Origin of the sequence: Burkholderia sp. MSMB1459WGS (genome assembly GCF_001534535.1) — a bacterium.
In the GTDB taxonomy this organism is placed as follows: Bacteria; Pseudomonadota; Gammaproteobacteria; order Burkholderiales; family Burkholderiaceae; genus Burkholderia.
On sequence record NZ_LPMU01000060.1, the window covers coordinates 1 to 16,874 of the forward strand.

The 16,874-nt window shown below is 63.6% G+C and carries 17 protein-coding genes; all 17 read right to left on the minus strand.

The window, feature by feature from the left end; all coding sequences use genetic code 11:
- Positions 1-119: 119 nt before the first annotated feature.
- The 17 genes from WT97_RS22350 to WT97_RS22425 all read right to left on the minus strand — a co-directional run bounded on the left by WT97_RS22350 (position 120) and on the right by WT97_RS22425 (position 16,872).
- Positions 120-545, minus strand: a complete 426-nt coding sequence (locus WT97_RS22350) for a F0F1 ATP synthase subunit epsilon (RefSeq protein WP_006477288.1) — start codon at positions 543-545, stop codon at positions 120-122.
- 121 nt (positions 546-666) lie between these two features.
- Positions 667-2,061: a F0F1 ATP synthase subunit beta gene (gene atpD / locus WT97_RS22355; protein ID WP_011882816.1), complete on the minus strand. Its 1,395-nt coding sequence runs from the start codon at positions 2,059-2,061 to the stop codon at positions 667-669.
- A 66-nt stretch (positions 2,062-2,127) separates the two neighbouring features.
- Complete coding sequence (gene atpG / locus WT97_RS22360; RefSeq protein ID WP_034209645.1) at positions 2,128-3,003, minus strand: F0F1 ATP synthase subunit gamma; 876 nt, start codon at positions 3,001-3,003, stop codon at positions 2,128-2,130.
- A gap of 119 nt (positions 3,004-3,122) precedes the next feature.
- Positions 3,123-4,664, minus strand: coding sequence for a F0F1 ATP synthase subunit alpha (atpA, locus tag WT97_RS22365; RefSeq protein ID WP_059503166.1), 1,542 nt, complete (start codon positions 4,662-4,664; stop codon positions 3,123-3,125).
- Between the two features lie 44 nt (positions 4,665-4,708).
- Entirely contained in the window at positions 4,709-5,248 is a 540-nt protein-coding gene (locus tag WT97_RS22370; protein WP_034188172.1) for a F0F1 ATP synthase subunit delta, read from the minus strand.
- A 2-nt stretch (positions 5,249-5,250) separates the two neighbouring features.
- Positions 5,251-5,721, minus strand: a complete 471-nt coding sequence (locus tag WT97_RS22375) for a F0F1 ATP synthase subunit B (protein WP_006477283.1) — start codon at positions 5,719-5,721, stop codon at positions 5,251-5,253.
- A 129-nt stretch (positions 5,722-5,850) separates the two neighbouring features.
- Positions 5,851-6,120: a F0F1 ATP synthase subunit C gene (gene atpE / locus WT97_RS22380; protein WP_006482730.1), complete on the minus strand. Its 270-nt coding sequence runs from the start codon at positions 6,118-6,120 to the stop codon at positions 5,851-5,853.
- 75 nt (positions 6,121-6,195) lie between these two features.
- Entirely contained in the window at positions 6,196-7,047 is an 852-nt protein-coding gene (gene atpB, locus WT97_RS22385) for a F0F1 ATP synthase subunit A (RefSeq protein WP_034209647.1), read from the minus strand.
- Between the two features lie 109 nt (positions 7,048-7,156).
- Complete coding sequence (locus WT97_RS22390; RefSeq protein ID WP_050015828.1) at positions 7,157-7,681, minus strand: ATP synthase subunit I; 525 nt, start codon at positions 7,679-7,681, stop codon at positions 7,157-7,159.
- 114 nt (positions 7,682-7,795) lie between these two features.
- Entirely contained in the window at positions 7,796-8,116 is a 321-nt protein-coding gene (locus WT97_RS33345) for a hypothetical protein (protein WP_257128549.1), read from the minus strand.
- Positions 8,117-8,246: 130 nt separating this feature from the next.
- On the minus strand, positions 8,247-9,377 hold the full coding sequence (locus WT97_RS22395) for an SLC13 family permease (protein ID WP_059503162.1): 1,131 nt from the start codon (positions 9,375-9,377) through the stop codon (positions 8,247-8,249).
- A 10-nt stretch (positions 9,378-9,387) separates the two neighbouring features.
- Positions 9,388-10,281 (minus strand): ParB/RepB/Spo0J family partition protein, encoded by an 894-nt coding sequence (locus WT97_RS22400; RefSeq protein WP_006482728.1) that lies wholly within the window; start codon positions 10,279-10,281, stop codon positions 9,388-9,390.
- Between the two features lie 31 nt (positions 10,282-10,312).
- A complete protein-coding gene (locus WT97_RS22405; protein WP_011546804.1) occupies positions 10,313-11,092 on the minus strand; it encodes a ParA family protein in 780 nt (259 codons plus the stop codon).
- A 51-nt stretch (positions 11,093-11,143) separates the two neighbouring features.
- A complete protein-coding gene (gene rsmG, locus WT97_RS22410) occupies positions 11,144-11,830 on the minus strand; it encodes a 16S rRNA (guanine(527)-N(7))-methyltransferase RsmG (protein ID WP_060354461.1) in 687 nt (228 codons plus the stop codon).
- Positions 11,827-13,797 carry a tRNA uridine-5-carboxymethylaminomethyl(34) synthesis enzyme MnmG gene (gene mnmG, locus WT97_RS22415; RefSeq protein WP_060354462.1) on the minus strand — a complete coding sequence of 657 codons (1,971 nt, stop codon included), beginning with the start codon at positions 13,795-13,797 and terminating at the stop codon, positions 11,827-11,829. Before mnmG ends, rsmG begins: the two co-directional genes overlap by 4 nt.
- Positions 13,798-14,332: 535 nt before the next feature.
- Positions 14,333-15,088, minus strand: a complete 756-nt coding sequence (locus WT97_RS22420; RefSeq protein ID WP_059503158.1) for an ABC transporter ATP-binding protein — start codon at positions 15,086-15,088, stop codon at positions 14,333-14,335.
- The gene (locus WT97_RS22425) at positions 15,088-16,872 is read right to left on the minus strand and encodes an ATP-binding cassette domain-containing protein (RefSeq protein WP_060354463.1); all 1,785 of its coding nucleotides are present in this window, start codon (positions 16,870-16,872) and stop codon (positions 15,088-15,090) included. Before WT97_RS22425 ends, WT97_RS22420 begins: the two co-directional genes overlap by 1 nt.
- Between the last annotated feature and the right edge of the window lie 2 nt (positions 16,873-16,874).

Genomic DNA, 16,874 nt, shown 5'->3' on the forward strand with positions numbered 1-16,874 from the left:
TCATTTGCCGTGATCAGCTTATGGCGGGACTTCCACCCGCAGGAATGCGCCCATGCTGGGCGCACACGAAAAAAAAGCAGCCCGAAGGCTGCTTTCTTTCGCGGGATACGCGGCGCGGCTCAGTGCCGGCTGCGGATCTTCGCCAGACGCTGGATCGCCTCGAGCTGCGCCATCGCGGTCGCGAGCTCGGATTGCGCTTTCGCGAGGTCGAGATCCGACTTCGCGTTCTGCAGCGTTTCCTCGGCACGCTTGCGCGCTTCCTCGGCTTTCGCCGCATCGAGGTCCTTGCCGCGGATCGCGGTATCGGCGAGCACCGTCACGGCGCCCGGCTGCACTTCGAGAATGCCGCCCGCGACGAACACGAATTCGTCGTTGCCGCCCTCGACTTCGATGCGCACCGCACCCGGACGAATCCGGGTGATGAGCGGCGTGTGGCCCGGCAGAATGCCCAGCTCACCCGTTTCGCCCGGCAGCGCGACGAATTTCGCCTCGCCCGAGAAGATCTGCTCTTCCGCGCTGACGACGTCTACTTTGATGGTTGCCATATCGACTCCAATCTCATCCACGGGTTGAGCGTATTGCGGCCGACGGTGGCGGCCGGTATGTAAGTCATCGCTGACTTATTGCTCCGGCCGGCACACGCCGGCTTGCGACTCACTCAAGCCGTTACTGGATCTTCTTGGCCTTTTCGAAGGCTTCGTCGATCGTGCCGACCATGTAGAACGCCTGTTCCGGCAGGTGGTCGCACTCGCCGTCGACGATCATCTTGAAGCCGCGGATCGTTTCCTTCAGCGGCACGTACTTGCCCGGCGAGCCCGTGAACACTTCAGCGACGTGGAACGGCTGCGACAGGAAACGCTGGATCTTACGCGCACGCGCGACCGACAGCTTGTCTTCCGGCGACAGTTCGTCCATGCCCAGAATCGCGATGATGTCGCGCAGTTCCTTGTAGCGCTGCAGCGTCTGCTGCACGCGGCGGGTGATCGTGTAGTGCTCTTCGCCGATCACGTTCGGGTCGATCTGGCGCGACGTCGAGTCGAGCGGGTCGACCGCCGGGTAGATACCCAGCGAAGCGATGTCACGCGACAGAACGACGGTTGCGTCCAGGTGGCCGAAGGTGGTCGCCGGCGACGGGTCGGTCAAGTCGTCCGCAGGGACGTACACGGCCTGAACCGACGTAATCGAGCCCTTCTTGGTCGACGTGATGCGCTCTTGCAGCTTGCCCATTTCTTCAGCCAGCGTCGGCTGATAGCCCACTGCCGACGGCATACGGCCGAGCAGCGCCGACACTTCGGTACCGGCCAGCGTGAAACGGTAGATGTTGTCGACGAAGAACAGCACGTCGAGGCCTTCGTCACGGAAGTGCTCGGCCATCGTCAGGCCGGTCAGCGCGACGCGCAGACGGTTGCCCGGCGGCTCGTTCATCTGGCCGTACACCAGCGCGACCTTGTCGAGAACGTTCGAGTCCTTCATTTCGTGGTAGAAGTCGTTCCCTTCACGGGTACGCTCGCCCACGCCCGCGAACACGGAATAACCGCCGTGCTCCTTCGCGATGTTGTTGATGAGCTCCATCATGTTGACGGTCTTGCCCACGCCTGCACCACCGAACAGGCCAACCTTGCCGCCCTTCGCGAACGGGCAGATCAGGTCGATGACCTTGATACCCGTTTCGAGCAGTTCGGTCGACGGCGACAGTTCGTCGAACGCCGGTGCCTTCTGGTGGATCGAACGCGTATGCTCGCTTTCGATCGGGCCGGCTTCGTCGATCGGACGGCCGAGCACGTCCATGATTCGGCCGAGGGTCGGCTTGCCGACCGGCACCGAGATCGGCTTCGCCGTGTTCTTCACGGTCAGGCCGCGGCGCAGGCCGTCGGATGCACCCAGACAGATGGTACGGACCACGCCGTCGCCCAGCTGCTGCTGGACTTCGAGCGTCAGTTCCGAGCCATCGAGAATGAGCGCGTCGTAGATCTTCGGCATGCTGTCGCGCGGGAATTCCACGTCGATAACGGCGCCGATGCACTGTACGATCTTGCCTTCTACCAAAGCAGCAGTACTCATCGCTTTTCCTTTAAATACCTGATTCTTTACTCGCGCAAAGGCGCAGTTGTCGTCCCGGGCGCGCGCTTAAACAGCGGCTGCGCCGCCGACGATCTCCGACAGTTCTTTCGTGATCGCGGCCTGACGGCTCTTGTTGTATACGAGCTGCAGTTCGCTGATCACCGTCTTCGCGTTGTCGGACGCGGCCTTCATCGCGACCATGCGCGCCGATTGCTCGGACGCCATGTTTTCCGCGACGGCCTGGTACACCAGCGCCTCGACGTAACGCACGAGCAGTTCGTCGACCACTGCCTGCGCGTCCGGCTCGTAGATGTAGTCCCACGACGTCGCCGGCGTACCGTCATCGGCTTCGAAGTGTTCCGACGACAGCGGCAGCAGCTGCTCGATCACGGCTTCCTGCTTCATCGTGTTGACGAAGCGCGTGTAAGCGATATAAACCGCCGACAGCTTGCCTTCCGAGTACAGATCGAGCTGCGTCTTCACGGCGCCGATCAGCTTGTCCAGGTGCGGGGTGTCGCCGAGGTGCACGACCTGCGACATCACCTTCGCGCCGAAGCGGTTCAGGAACCCGAGGCCCTTGCCGCCGATCGCGGTGGCTTCGACCTTCTGGCCCTTCTCTTCCAGCTCCTTGAACTTCTGCACCGTCGCACGCAGCACGTTGGTGTTCAGACCGCCGCACAGCCCCTTGTCCGTCGTGACGAGGATGATGCCGGCCGTCTGCGCGCCGTCGTTCGCCACCATGAACGGGTGGCGGTACTCCGGGTTCGCACGGCTCATGTGCGCGGCGATGGCACGGACCTTGTCTGCATACGGACGAGCGGCGCGCATGCGTTCCTGCGCGCGACGCATCTTCGATGCAGCCACCATCTCCATCGCCTTCGTGATCTTGCGCGTGTTCTGCACGCTCTTGATCTTGCCGCGAATTTCCTTCATTCCAGCCATAGCTTGCTCCTTTGCGCCCCGAGTGAGCGCTTCAGCGCTTTACTCGGGGCTCATGCATCGCTCACCGAAGCGGCGCGGGCGCATCGGCACCCGCGCGGCCTCGGTGTGTCACTCGCGGATCAATAGGCACCGGACTTCTTGAAGGATTCGATCGCCGCGCGCAGCGCGCCTTCGTCGTCCTTCGAGAGATCCTTGGTGTCTTCGATGCGCTTGATGAGGTCAGCGTGGCTGGTCTTCAGGTTGTCGCGCAGACCCTTCTCGAACGGCAGCACTTGCTTGACGTCGAGATCGTCGAGGTAGCCGTTGTTCGCGGCGTACAGCGACACGGCCAGTTCCCACACCTGCAGCGGCTGGTACTGCGGCTGCTTCAGCAGTTCCGTCACGCGGCGGCCGCGCTCGAGCTGCTTGCGGGTCGCTTCGTCGAGATCCGATGCGAACTGCGCGAATGCGGCCAGTTCACGGTACTGCGCGAGGTCGGTACGGATACCGCCCGACAGCTTCTTCACGACCTTCGTCTGAGCGGCGCCGCCGACGCGCGACACCGACACGCCGGCGTTGATTGCCGGGCGGATGCCTGCGTTGAACAGGTCGGTTTCCAGGAAGATCTGGCCGTCGGTAATCGAGATCACGTTCGTCGGAACGAACGCGGTCACGTCGCCAGCCTGCGTTTCGATGACCGGCAGTGCCGTCAGCGAGCCGCTCTTGCCCTTCACTTCGCCGTTCGTGAACTTCTCGACGTACTCTTCCGACACGCGAGCCGCACGCTCGAGCAGACGCGAGTGCAGATAGAACACGTCGCCCGGGTACGCTTCGCGGCCCGGCGGGCGGCGCAGCAGCAGCGAGATCTGACGGTATGCCCAAGCCTGCTTGGTCAAGTCGTCATAGATGATCAGCGCGTCTTGGCCGCGGTCGCGGAAGTACTCGCCCATCGTGCAGCCGGCGTACGGCGCCAGGTACTGCATCGCGGCGGAATCCGATGCCGAAGCGGCGACGACGATCGTGTATTCCAGTGCGCCCGTTTCTTCGAGCTTGCGCACCACGTTCATGATCGACGAAGCCTTCTGGCCGATCGCGACGTAGATACAGATCAGGTCCTTGCCCTTCTGGTTGATGATCGCGTCGAGCGCCACCGCGGTCTTGCCGCACTGACGGTCGCCGATGATCAGCTCACGCTGGCCACGGCCGATCGGCACCATCGCGTCGATCGACTTGATGCCCGTCTGCACCGGCTGCGACACCGACTTGCGCCAGATCACGCCCGGGGCGATCTTTTCGATCGCGTCGGTCAGCTTCGCGTTGACCGGGCCCTTGCCGTCGATCGGGTTGCCGAGCGCGTCGACCACGCGGCCGACGAGTTCCGGGCCAACCGGGACTTCGAGAATGCGGCCCGTCGTCTTGACGACGTCGCCTTCCGAGATGTGTTCGTATTCGCCGAGAATCACCGCGCCGACCGAGTCGCGCTCGAGGTTCAGCGCGAGACCGAACGTGTTGCCCGGAAACTCGAGCATTTCGCCCTGCATCACGTCCGACAGGCCGTGGATACGCACGATACCGTCGGTCACGGAGATCACGGTGCCCTGGTTGCGAACGTCTGCGCTCGCTTCAAGGCCCTGGATCCGGCTCTTGATCAGCTCGCTGATCTCAGAGGGATTGAGTTGCATTATTCGCTCCTGATAGTCAATTCTGTTGCGTGCCGGCGTGGCGCTCAGGCGGTCAAGGCAGCCTGCATCGATGCGAGGCGCGCGCGAACCGAGGTGTCGAGCACTTCGTCGCCGACCGTCACGCGCACGCCGCCGATCAGCGACGAATCGACTTCGACCGTCGGTTTCAGCTTGCGCTTGAACTTGCGTTCGAGGCCCGAGACGAGACTGTCGAGATCCGCGCCGTTCAGCGGGAACGCGCTCACGATCTCGGCGTCGGCTGCGCCTTCACGTTCGTTCTTGAGCGCCTCGAACTGCTCGGCGATTTCCGGCAGCAGCGCGATGCGATGATTGTCGACCAGCATCTGCACGAAGTTCTTCGCTTCGGCGCCGGCCGCGAGCGGCGACTTCACGGCAGCAAGCAGCAACTCGGCTACTTGCGTGCGCGTCACCTTCGGGCTCGACGCGACCGACAGCACTTCCGGCAGACGCGCAACCTGGGCCAGCTCTTGCACGAGCGTGGACCAGGCGGCGATGTCACCGCCCTCGGCCACGCGGAACAGCGCTTCTGCGTAAGGGCGGGCGATGGTTGCAAGTTCGGCCATGATCAGAGCTCGGCTTTCAGTTGATTCAGCAGTTGGGCGTGGGCCGTTTGATCGACTTCGCGCTTCAGGATCTGCTCGGCGCCCTTCACGGCCAGCGCGGCGACTTCGCCACGCAGCGCTTCGCGCGCCTTCACGATTTGCTGTTCTGCTTCCGCCTTCGCCTGGGCGACGATGCGGGCGGCTTCAGCCTGGGCGTTGGCCTTGATTTCCTCGGCGACCGCCTGTGCACGCTTTTCGGCGTCGGCGATGCGCTGCTGGCCGTCGTTGCGGGCCTGCGCGAGTTCCTGGTCCACGCGCTTGTGCGCTGCGTCGAGTTCCGCCTTGCCCTTCTCGGCGGCGGCGAGGCCGTCGGCGATCTTCTTCGAACGTTCGTCGAGGGCGTTGATCAACGGCGGCCACACGAATTTCATCGTGAACCACGCGAGGACCAGGAACACGACCATTTGCGCAAACAGAGTTGCGTTGAGATTCACGGTGTTTCCTTATCTGCTATTCCGGAAAAATGAAACGGTAAGGCGCTCATCGAGTTGCATTCGATCAGCGCCCCAAGTCTCCGTTCCGCCCTGCGCCGGCTCGCGCCGGACGCATATTTCCGAGGAACCTTAGCCTGCGAGCTTCGACAGGAGCGGGTTCGCGAACGCGAACAGCATTGCGACACCAACGCCGATCAGGAATGCAGCGTCGATCAGACCAGCCAGCAGGAACATCTTCGTTTGCAGCGGGTTGATGAGTTCCGGCTGACGTGCGCAGGCTTCGATGTACTTGCCACCCATCAGCGCGATACCGATACAGGCGCCGATTGCACCCAGGCCGATGATGATGCCGATACCGATGGCGGTCAGACCCTGGATGTTGGCGATGTAAGCTTGCATGATCACTCCTTTGTGAAAAGACTTGGAACTGAGATTTAAAAAACTAAAACGAAGACTCTTTCTTGCACGCCGCGCTTAGTGCTTGTCGTGCGCCTGGCCGAGATACACCAGCGTCAGCATCATGAAAATGAATGCCTGCAACAGAACAATCAGAATGTGGAAGATTGCCCAGACGCTACCCGCGATCACATGACCAACGAAGCCGAGGAACGTTGCGTCGCCACCGAAGCTCCACATGCTGCCGAGCAGGGCGATCAACAGGAACAACAGCTCACCCGCGTACATGTTGCCGAACAGCCGCATGCCGAGCGAAACGGTCTTTGCAACGTATTCGACGATGTTGAGCGCGAGGTTCGGGATCCACAGCAGCGGGTGGCCGCCGAACGGGGCCGACAGCAGCTCATGCGCAAAACCGCCCGCGCCCTTGATCTTGATGCTGTAGTAGATCATCAGGACGAACACGCCGAGCGCGATGCCGAGCGTGCCGTTCAGGTCGGCCGTCGGGACGATGCGATGGTGGGAAATCACGTCCGACAGACCGAGCAGGCCGATCACGCGGCCCGGCAGGTCGACCGGGAGGAAGTCGAGGGAGTTCATCAGCGCGACCCACACGAACACCGTGAGGGCGAGCGGCGCGATGAAGGTACGATTGCCGTGGACGATGGCCTTCGACTGGTCTTCGACCATTTCGACGAGCATCTCGATCGCGCATTGGAAACGGCCCGGCACGCCCGACGTCGCCTTGCGGGCGGCCAGACGCAGCAGGATGATCGTCACGATGCCGCAAACGATCGACCAGAACAGCGTGTCGAGATTCCAGACGTGGATGTCGAAAATCGACGTCTGATGCGAGGTGGAGAAATTCTGCAAGTGGTGCGCAATGTACTCGGACGGATCCGGACCGCGCGTGCCTTCGCTAGCTGCCATATCGTTAATGCCACCCAAATTGTCGAAAATCGTTTTGCCCGTTCCGCAACACGCTATTGCGGGAACGAGCCGGTGCGGTTCGTTGTCGAAACCGCACGCTGCTTGTTCCTTACCGCCAGGCCAGCGCGATCCAGTACGTCTTCAGCACGACGAGGTACGTGACGAGGAACGGCACCCAGTGCACGCCGGCCCAGCCGAACGCCACTGCGGTGAACATCCCGATCGTCAGGGCTAGCTTCAGGGCTTCGCCCATCACCCAGCTCATCACGGTGGCCGAGCCACCGGCCTTCAGTCGCGCCACGAATACCGCACTTGGCACCCAGCCGATCGCTCCGCCCAGAAACGCGGATTGCGCAGCGGCGCCCGGCGACTTCGAAAACAGCCACCACGCCAGCGTTGCAACCAGGGACAGGACCACTTGCGCGAACACCACCTTGTAGGGGGTCACGCGCGAGGGCTTGCTCACGTTCGGGCCGAACAGCCTTTCGGCCTCGGCCCGCGTCAGCGGAACGATGTTGTTATCTTGTTGCTCGACATCCCAGTCATCGTCGGATTCACGCCGCTCGCCGGCCGCCGAAGCGGTGCGTTGCGTGCGCTGATCATCGTGCCTGTCGTCCGGCGCCTGACCCGCCATCGCAATCTTCCGCAGAATCCCTGAACCCGACCCCAAGCTTTCTGAAAGCTTTCAGGGGTGCCTAGCTAACAAATCCGGGCGATTGTAAGCGATAGTTGCAAGTGATTCAAGGCTTTAGACGCGACAAAAACCTGCATAAAACGACGCCTCATGATGTGAAAAAACACCCGATTCGACGACGTACGATGACAGTTGTAAGGTCGATTTTTTGCACCGGTATTTCTTGCGCGAAAAAGTCCGGCGACGGCGGAAATGACGGGAAGCGATGCCCGACGCAGGCCGGGAGGAAGCGGCGCGATCGCCGCCGCGAATGCGCTGCAATGCAGCCGTCGGGAACAGCTCGGTGCGACGCTGCGGAAGGAGCACGACATCATGACCGAACCGCCGCACCGATGCGCGAAATTCGACCGGATGTTCGCGCCTCGATTCATCCAATCAGTTGTCGCGCCGCCACAGAGGTTCGATTGTAGGTTGCAGCACTTATCAACAGCCGTCGATCACCTCGAACGCTGTGCGCCCCGCCACTGCCCGAACGATACGCCTGTGCCGCACACACCGGCCTCGCTCAACCGTGCATGAGCAGCCATGCGCCGAGCGCCGCGCTCACCAGCGCGAACGGAATCGAAACGAGGTGGAACGGCAGCCACATGCGTGGCTCCTTCGCGAGACGCACCGCGATCAGGTTCGCGAGCGAGCCGATCGCGAAGCCGAAGCCACCGACCGATACGCCAAATGCAAGCGCGCGCCAGTCATGCGTGAATTCCGACAGCAGGATCGCGGCCGGCACGTTGCTGATCGCCTGTGACAGCACGGCGCCGGCGACATAGACGCGCAGCGGCGAATCGAGCTGCGCGTGCGCAATCGCATCGTGCACGACGGGCAGCGCAGCCGCGCTGCGCAATACGACGAACATCAGCACGAAGATCAGCAGGAGCAGCCAGTCGATCTTCAGGACTGCATCGCGTTTGACGGCCAGCAGCACGATCGCGACGCCGACGAGGCCCGGCAGCGGATGATGCGCATCGGCGAGCAGCACGAACGCGGCGAACAGCACCGCCGCGATCAGCGCGTGCATGCGTTGTACGGGGAAGGCGGCAGCATCGCCGGACAGGTCGAGCGGCTTCGCGCGAAACATCAGTGCGGTCAGCACGAGCAGCAGCGCCATCGTCGCGACGGCGAGCGGCCCGAGCGTGACCACGAAGCGGCCGAACGACACGCCGCTCAATTGCCACAGGAAAAGATTCTGCGGATTGCCGAGCGGTGTCGCAACGGACCCCGCGTTGACAGCCAGCGCGACGACGATCACGAGCCGCCGGAACGGCAGCGGTGTCAGCGCGCGCAGCGACACCATCAACGGCACGACGACGAACAGCGCGACGTCGTTGGTGAGCCACATCGACAACACCGCGGCGAAGCCGACGAGCAACATCGCGAGCCCGCGCTCGGAGTGCACGTGATGCACGATGCGATGTGCGAGCCACATCAGGCAGCCGGACAGCTCGAGCGCCTTGGTCAGCATCAGCAGGCCAGCGAGCGTCGCGACCGTCTGCCAGTCGACGCGATCGGCGAGCACCCAAAATGGTTGCGGACGCACCCATTGCAGCACGATCAGGCCAAGCGCGAGCACCGACAGTACCGGTTCCTGCGCAAGCCAGCCGAGCCACCGGCGCGGCGCCGGTGTGCCCATCTGTTCCATGGATTGCCCGTTACTCTTCGGTCGCGACGTTGCCGCGCAGTCGCGCGAGAATGCCCTCGAGCGCGTCGAGGTTGCCGAAGTCGATCAGCACCTGCCCTCGCCCGCGGCGGCCGAGCTTGATCTTCACCGTCGATGCGAGCAGGTCGGACAACTCCTCTTCGAGGCGACGCGTATCGCGGCCGCCATCGTCCTTCGCACGCGCCTTCACGGCCGGCGCTTCCTTCGTCGTGTGCGCGACGAGCTTCTCGGTCTCGCGCACCGACATGCGCTTGTTGACCACCTGATGCGCGAGCGTGATCTGCGTGGCCGCATCGACCGCGAGCAGCGCGCGTGCGTGCCCCATGTCGAGATCGCCGGCCAGCAGCATCGTCTGCACCGGCGACGCGAGGTTCAGCAGGCGCAGCAGGTTCGACACCGCGCTGCGCGAACGGCCGACCGATTCGGCGGCCTGCTCGTGCGTGAAACCGAACTCGTCGAGCAGGCGCTGGATACCATGCGCCTCTTCGAGCGGATTCAGATCCTCGCGCTGGATGTTTTCGATCAGCGCCATCGCGGCGGCAGCCTGATCGGATACGTCCTTCACGAGCACCGGCACTTCATCGAGGCCGGCCAAACGCGCGGCACGGAAACGCCGCTCGCCCGCGATGATCTCGTATTTGTCTGATGAAATGGGCCGTACCAGGATCGGCTGCATCACGCCCTGCGCGCGAATGCTTGCCGCGAGCTCCTGCAGGCTGCCCTCGTCCATCCGCGTGCGCGGCTGGTACTTGCCGGCTTGCAGCTTGCCGAGCGCGAGCGTGTTCGGCGCCCCTTCGATCTTCACCGCTTCGGTGATATCGGCACTGCCGCCGAGCAGCGCTTCGAGGCCACGTCCCAAGCCCTTCTTCTTTGGTACCGCGTTCATGTCTTTCTTCCTCGCTTCGCTCATGTCCGGATCACGACACCTCGAACGCGCGCACGCGCTCGATCATCTCGGCACCGAACTGGATATACGCCTGCGCGCCGCGCGAACTGCGGTCGAACACGACGCCCGGCAACCCGTAGCTCGGCGCTTCGGCCAGGCGCACGTTGCGCGGAATCACCGCGTCGAACACCTTGTCGCCGAAGTGCGCCTTCAGTTGATCGGAGACTTGCTGCTGCAGTGTGATGCGCGGATCGAACATCACGCGCAGCAGGCCGATGATCTTCAGGTCGCGGTTCATGTTCGCGTGAACCTGCTTGATCGTGTTGACGAGGTCCGACAGCCCTTCCAGTGCGAAGTACTCGCACTGCATCGGGATCACGACGCCATGCGCCGCGCACAGCCCGTTCAGCGTCAGCAGCGACAGCGTCGGCGGGCAATCGATCAGCACGAAATCGTAGTCGTCGGCCACGCGCTCGAGCGCGGCCTTCAGGCGGCGCTCGCGGTTGTCGATGCTGATCAGTTCGATCTCGGCACCGGACAGCTCGCGGTTCGCGGGAAGCACGTCGTAAGTGACGCCTTCCGGACGCACACGCGCATCGGCCACCGACACGCCGTCGACCAGCACTTCGTACACGGTCGCTTCGCAGGCAGCCTTGTCGATCCCGCTGCCCATCGTCGCGTTGCCCTGCGGGTCGAGATCGATCAACAGGACTCGTTGCTCCTGCGCTGCAAGGCTTGCGGCGAGATTGACCGATGTCGTCGTCTTGCCGACGCCCCCCTTCTGGTTCGCAACGCAGAAGATCTTTGCCATCGTTGGTGTGTTCCCTTTACCTTCAAACAAACGGCGCGCTACCGCGCGCCTTCAATTCGCGTCGTCGACGGCCACTTCGAACAGATGCCGCTCCGCATCGAGCATCGGCACCGCCAGCCGGATCGTCTGCTTCACGCGGCTGCCTTCCGGCAACCGCGCAATCTCGTCATCCGGATGAACGCCCTTCATCGCCCAGATCGCCCCGCCCGGCGCGACCAGATGTCGAGCAAGTTTAACGAAGTCGGACAGGTCCGCGAAGGCGCGGGATACGATCATGTCGAATTTTTCCGGCACTTCGACACCCGGCTGCAACGACTCGACCCGCCCGGTGACGACCGACAGGTTCGCGAGCTTCAGCTCCGCGCGCATCTGCGTCTGGAACGCAGACTTCTTCTGCACGATATCGTTCAGCGTGACCTGCCAGCCCGGCTCGACGATCGCCAGCACGATACCGGGCAGCCCGCCGCCCGAGCCGACGTCGAGCACGCGTGCCGACGTACGACTGCGCAGATGCGGGACGATGGAAAGCGAATCGAGGATGTGCTGAATCAGCATCTGCTTCGGGTCGCGGATCGCGGTCAGGTTGTAGACCGCGTTCCACTTGCCGAGCAGCGCGACATAGTCGAGCAGCTGGTTGCGTTGTGTATCCGTCAGCGTGAGGTCGAGTGCTGCCGTACCTTCGACGAGCATCTGTTCCAGTACGTCCCGATTAACCGCCGGCGCGCGACGCGCCGTCATTGTTGCGTCGGGACGCTGCCGCCCCCCTGCTCCGCGGCTTCCGCGACCGTGCCGTTACGGCGGCCCAGGCCGCGACGCTTCAGATGCACCATCAGCAGCGAGATTGCCGCCGGCGTGACGCCGGAAATACGCGACGCCTGCCCGATCGTTTCCGGCCGGAACTCGTTGAGCTTCTGGCTCACCTCGAACGACAAGCCGCGAACGTCGCGGTAATCGATACCGTCCGGCAGGCGCGTGTTCTCGTTCGCGTCGTTGCGCTCGATCTCGGATGCCTGCCGCTCGATATAGCCCTGATACTTGATGCCGATTTCGACCTGCTCCTTGATCTGCTCGAGCAGCACCGGATCGTCGGTCAACGGCTCCACAGGGCTGCACTCGCCGCCCTTCAGCCCGCACACACCGTCGTAACTCACGCCCGGCCGGCGCAGTAGCTCGGCGAGGCTGTATTCGTGATCGATCGCCTTGCCGAGGAGCGCGGTCGCCTCTTCCGCCGGCAACGTCTTCGGCGTCACCCACGTCGATTTCAGGCGTTCGGTTTCACGTGAAACAGCGTCACGCTTCCGGCTGAAGGCGTCCCAGCGTGCGTCATCGACCAGTCCAAGCTCGCGGCCGATCTCGGTCAGGCGCATGTCGGCGTTGTCTTCGCGCAGGCTCAGACGATACTCGGCCCGGCTCGTGAACATCCGGTACGGCTCGGCCACGCCACGCGTGACGAGATCGTCGACCAGCACACCCAGATAGGCTTGATCGCGGCGCGGGCACCACGCGTCCTTTTCCTGCACGTAGCGGCCCGCATTGAGGCCGGCCAGCAGACCCTGCGCAGCCGCTTCCTCGTAGCCGGTCGTACCGTTGATCTGGCCCGCAAAGAACAGCCCGTTGATCGCCTTCGTCTCGAGCGACGCCTTCAGCGCGCGCGGGTCGAAATAGTCGTATTCGATCGCGTAACCGGGGCGCAGGATATGCGCGTTCTCGAGGCCGCGCATCGAATGCACGAGCTCGAGCTGGACATCGAACGGCAGGCTGGTCGAGATCCCGTTCGGATAGAACTCGTTGGTCGTCAGCCCTTCCGGCTCCAGGAAGATCTGGTGCGATTCCTTCGACGCGAACCGGTGGATCTTGTCCTCGATCGACGGGCAATAGCGCGGCCCCACCCCTTCGATCACGCCCGTATACATAGGCGAACGATCGAGACCGCCGCGAATGATGTCGTGCGTGCGCTCGTTCGTATGCGTCACCCAACATGGCAGCTGTTGCGGATGCTGCTCCGCGCGGCCCAGGAACGAGAATACGGGGATCGGATCGAGGTCGCCCGGCTGCTCATCGAGCTTCGAGAAATCGATCGTGCGACCGTCGATACGCGGCGGCGTACCGGTCTTCAGCCGGCCCTGCGGCAGCTTCAGCTCCTTCAGGCGCGACGACAGCGACACGGCCGCCGGATCGCCCGCGCGGCCGCCCGTGTAGTTGTTCAGGCCAACGTGGATCTTGCCGTCGAGGAATGTACCGGCCGTCAGCACGACTGCGCGAGCGCGGAAGCGGATGCCGATCTGCGTGACGGCGCCCACCACGCGGTCGCCTTCGACCATCAGGTCGTCGACGGCCTGCTGGAACAGCCACAGGTTCGGCTGATTTTCGAGCCGATGGCGGATCGCGGCCTTGTACAAGATACGATCGGCCTGCGCACGTGTCGCGCGCACGGCCGGGCCCTTCGACGAATTGAGGATCCGGAACTGAATACCGCTTTCGTCCGTCGCGGCGGCCATTGCGCCGCCCAACGCGTCGACTTCCTTGACCAGATGGCCCTTGCCAATGCCGCCGATCGACGGATTGCAGCTCATCTGCCCGAGCGTTTCGATGTTGTGGGTCAGCAGCAGTGTCTTTGCGCCCATACGGGCGGACGCCAGCGCGGCTTCCGTGCCGGCATGACCGCCACCGACGACGATGACGTCAAATTCTGTGGGAAAAAGCATGGTGGATTCCGTACGCAGAGCAGCGCACGAACCTATCTGAGAAATGTATGGATCGAATTATAGCGGGTTCGCTTTTCACTCGAAGGCCGTCCGAATGGTAGGGTCTGTGCATTTCGGCGATTTTTGCTGTGGGAAGGCGAATTTGGTGTACCGGGCCGGCTTCAGCGGTGCTCACAACCGGTTAAACGCACGTCATCGTGCCTGTGCCAAACCCGGTTAATCACCACCAGCATGCGTGGAACCCCTGACCTCACCGATGTCTGTGCCAAGCGCAATCCATCGGTCGCGACGTCCTGTGCCCTCTTCCACACAGCATTTCTGAAGGTTGTCCGGTGACTTGTCCGCTGAAGCGCAACGCGTCGTCGACCTGTGGAGCAAACCTGCGCGGCATCTGCACAGAGCTTCCGACTATTCCTGCTTGACTTATCCTCCGGTTCCGAACCAGCGATGCATCGAAACCTCGCGATCTCGCAAAACAAAAACGGCGTGTTTCACGTGAAACACGCCGCTCGTTTCCCTTCCGCCCCCTCGACGATCAAGCCGTCTTTTTCGCCAGCCCGAGATATGTCTCGATCACACGCGGATTCCGGGCGAGCTCGGCCGCAGGCCCTTCCAGTGCAAATTCGCCCGTCTCCAGCACGTAGCCGTAATCGGAAATCTGCAGCGCAGCCCGTGCATTCTGCTCGATCAGCAGCGTCGCCACGCCGGTACCGCGCAACGCGCTGATGATATGAAAGATCTCCTTCACGATCAGCGGCGCCAGCCCAAGGCTCGGCTCGTCGAGCATCAGCAGGTCGGGCTTGCCCATCAGCGCACGTCCGACCGCCAACATTTGCCGCTCGCCGCCCGACAGCGTACCGGCCGCCTGCCTGCGGCGCTCCTTCAGCCGCGGAAACAGCGCGAACACGTGATCGAGCTGGTCGAGGAAGTTCGCTTCCCCTGCCTGCTTGCGCCGATATGCACCCAATATGAGGTTGTCCTCGACCGTCATCGTGCCGAACAGTTCGCGCTTCTCCGGTACGAGACACATCCCGCGCGCGACGCGCTGCTCGACCGGCAGCGCACCGACATCGCTGCCGCGATACACGACCGCGCCCGACGCGTGCCCCGTTATCGGCAGCGCGCCCATGATCGCGTTCAGCAGTGTCGATTTACCGGCCCCGTTCGGACCGATCACGCTGACGATCTGCCCCGCTCCGACCTTGATGGCAGCACCATGCAGCGCCTCCACCTTCCCGTACCGCACCGCCAGGCCGCGTACTTCGAGAATCGGCATCGTCGTGTCCGTCATCACTCCACCCCGCCCAAGTACGCTTCGAGCACGGCCGGATCCTGCTGCACATCCTGCGGCAGCCCTTCCGCGATCCGCGTACCGAACTCCATCACCACCAGCCGGTCGGTGAGGTTCATCACGAAATCCATGTCATGTTCCACGAGCAACACGCTCATGCCTTCGGCCTTCAGCCGCCGCAGCAGGTCGGCGAGTTGCTGCTTCTCCTGGTAACGCAGGCCGGCAGCGGGCTCGTCGAGCAGCAGCAATGTCGGATCGCAGCACAGCGCCCGTGCGATTTCGAGAATCCGCTGCTGGCCGAGCGCGAGGCTGCCCGCTTCGTCGTACATGTGCTTCTCGAGCCCGACGCGGCGGATCTGGCGTGCGGCTTCGGCCAGCAACTGCGCTTCCTCGTGCGCATTGAGCCGCGCGATGCTGCGCCACACGCCCGTATGACCGCGCAGATGGGCGCCGATCGCGACGTTCTCGAGCACCGTCATCGCCGGCAACAGCTTCACGTGCTGGAACGTGCGACCGATGCCGCGGCGGACCACCTGACGCGACGTCAGCCCGTCGATGCGCTCGCCGCGAAACGTGATCGCACCGCCGGTCGGCTTCAGCACGCCGGTCACGAGATTGAACGTGGTCGATTTGCCCGCGCCGTTCGGGCCGATCAGCCCGACGATCTGCCCCGCTTTCACGTCGAAGCTGACGTCGTTGACGGCCACGAGCCCGCCGAACTGCTTGCGTGCGCCGTCGACGACGAGCAGCGGCTCGCCGGGCACGGGCTTCGCGCGCTGCGGCAGCGGGTCGGTCTGCTCCGGCACATGCGCGCGCGGCCCGCGCGGGAACAGCCTCGCGACGAACGGCCATACGCCCTGGCGCGCGTACTGCAGCAGCAGCACCATCAGTACGCCGAACACGATGATCTCGAAGTTGCCTTCCGAACCGAGCAGCTTCGGCAGCAGCGTCTGCAGGTAGTCCTGCAGCACGGTGAGGATCGCCGCGCCCAGCACCGCGCCCCATACGTGCGACACGCCGCCCACCACCGCCATGAACAGGAATTCGATCCCGTGGTTCAGGCCGAACGGCGTCGGGTTCACCGCGCGCTGCAGGTGCGCGTACAGGAAGCCCGATACCGCCGCGAGCACGGCGGCGTAGACGAAGATCACCACGCGCATCCACGCGGTGTTCACGCCCATCGCCTCGGCCATCACGCCGCCGCCGCGCAGCGCGCGGATCGCGCGGCCGGGTCGGCTGTTGAGCAGGTTCTGCACCGACACGATTGCGGCCAGCACCACGGCCCAGATGAGGAAATACAAGCTGCGGCCGCTGTCGAGCCGGATGCCGAACAGGTTCAGCGCCGGAATCCCGTTGATCCCGTCGTACTTGCCGAGCAGTTCGAGGTTGCCGAACAGATAGAACAGCGCGAGGCCCCACGCGATCGTGCCGAGCGGCAGGAAGTGCCCGGACAGCCGCATCGTCACGGCGCCGAGCATGAGCGCGACGAGCGCCGTCAGCACGACGCCGACGATCAGTGCGAGCCACGGCGACACGCCGTACCGCGTCGTCAGGAACGCGGTCGCATACGCGCCGATGCCGACGAACGCGGCCTGCCCGAAGCTCGTCATCCCGCCGACGCCCGTCAGCAGCACGAGCCCGATCGCGACGATCGCATACAGGCCGATGTAGTTCAGCAGCGTGATCCAGTACTCGGGCACCTGTAGCGCACCGGGCAGCACCGGCAGCGCGAACAGCACGACGAGAAACAGCCAGAAGGTCTTGTTGCGTACCATCGTCTTCATCG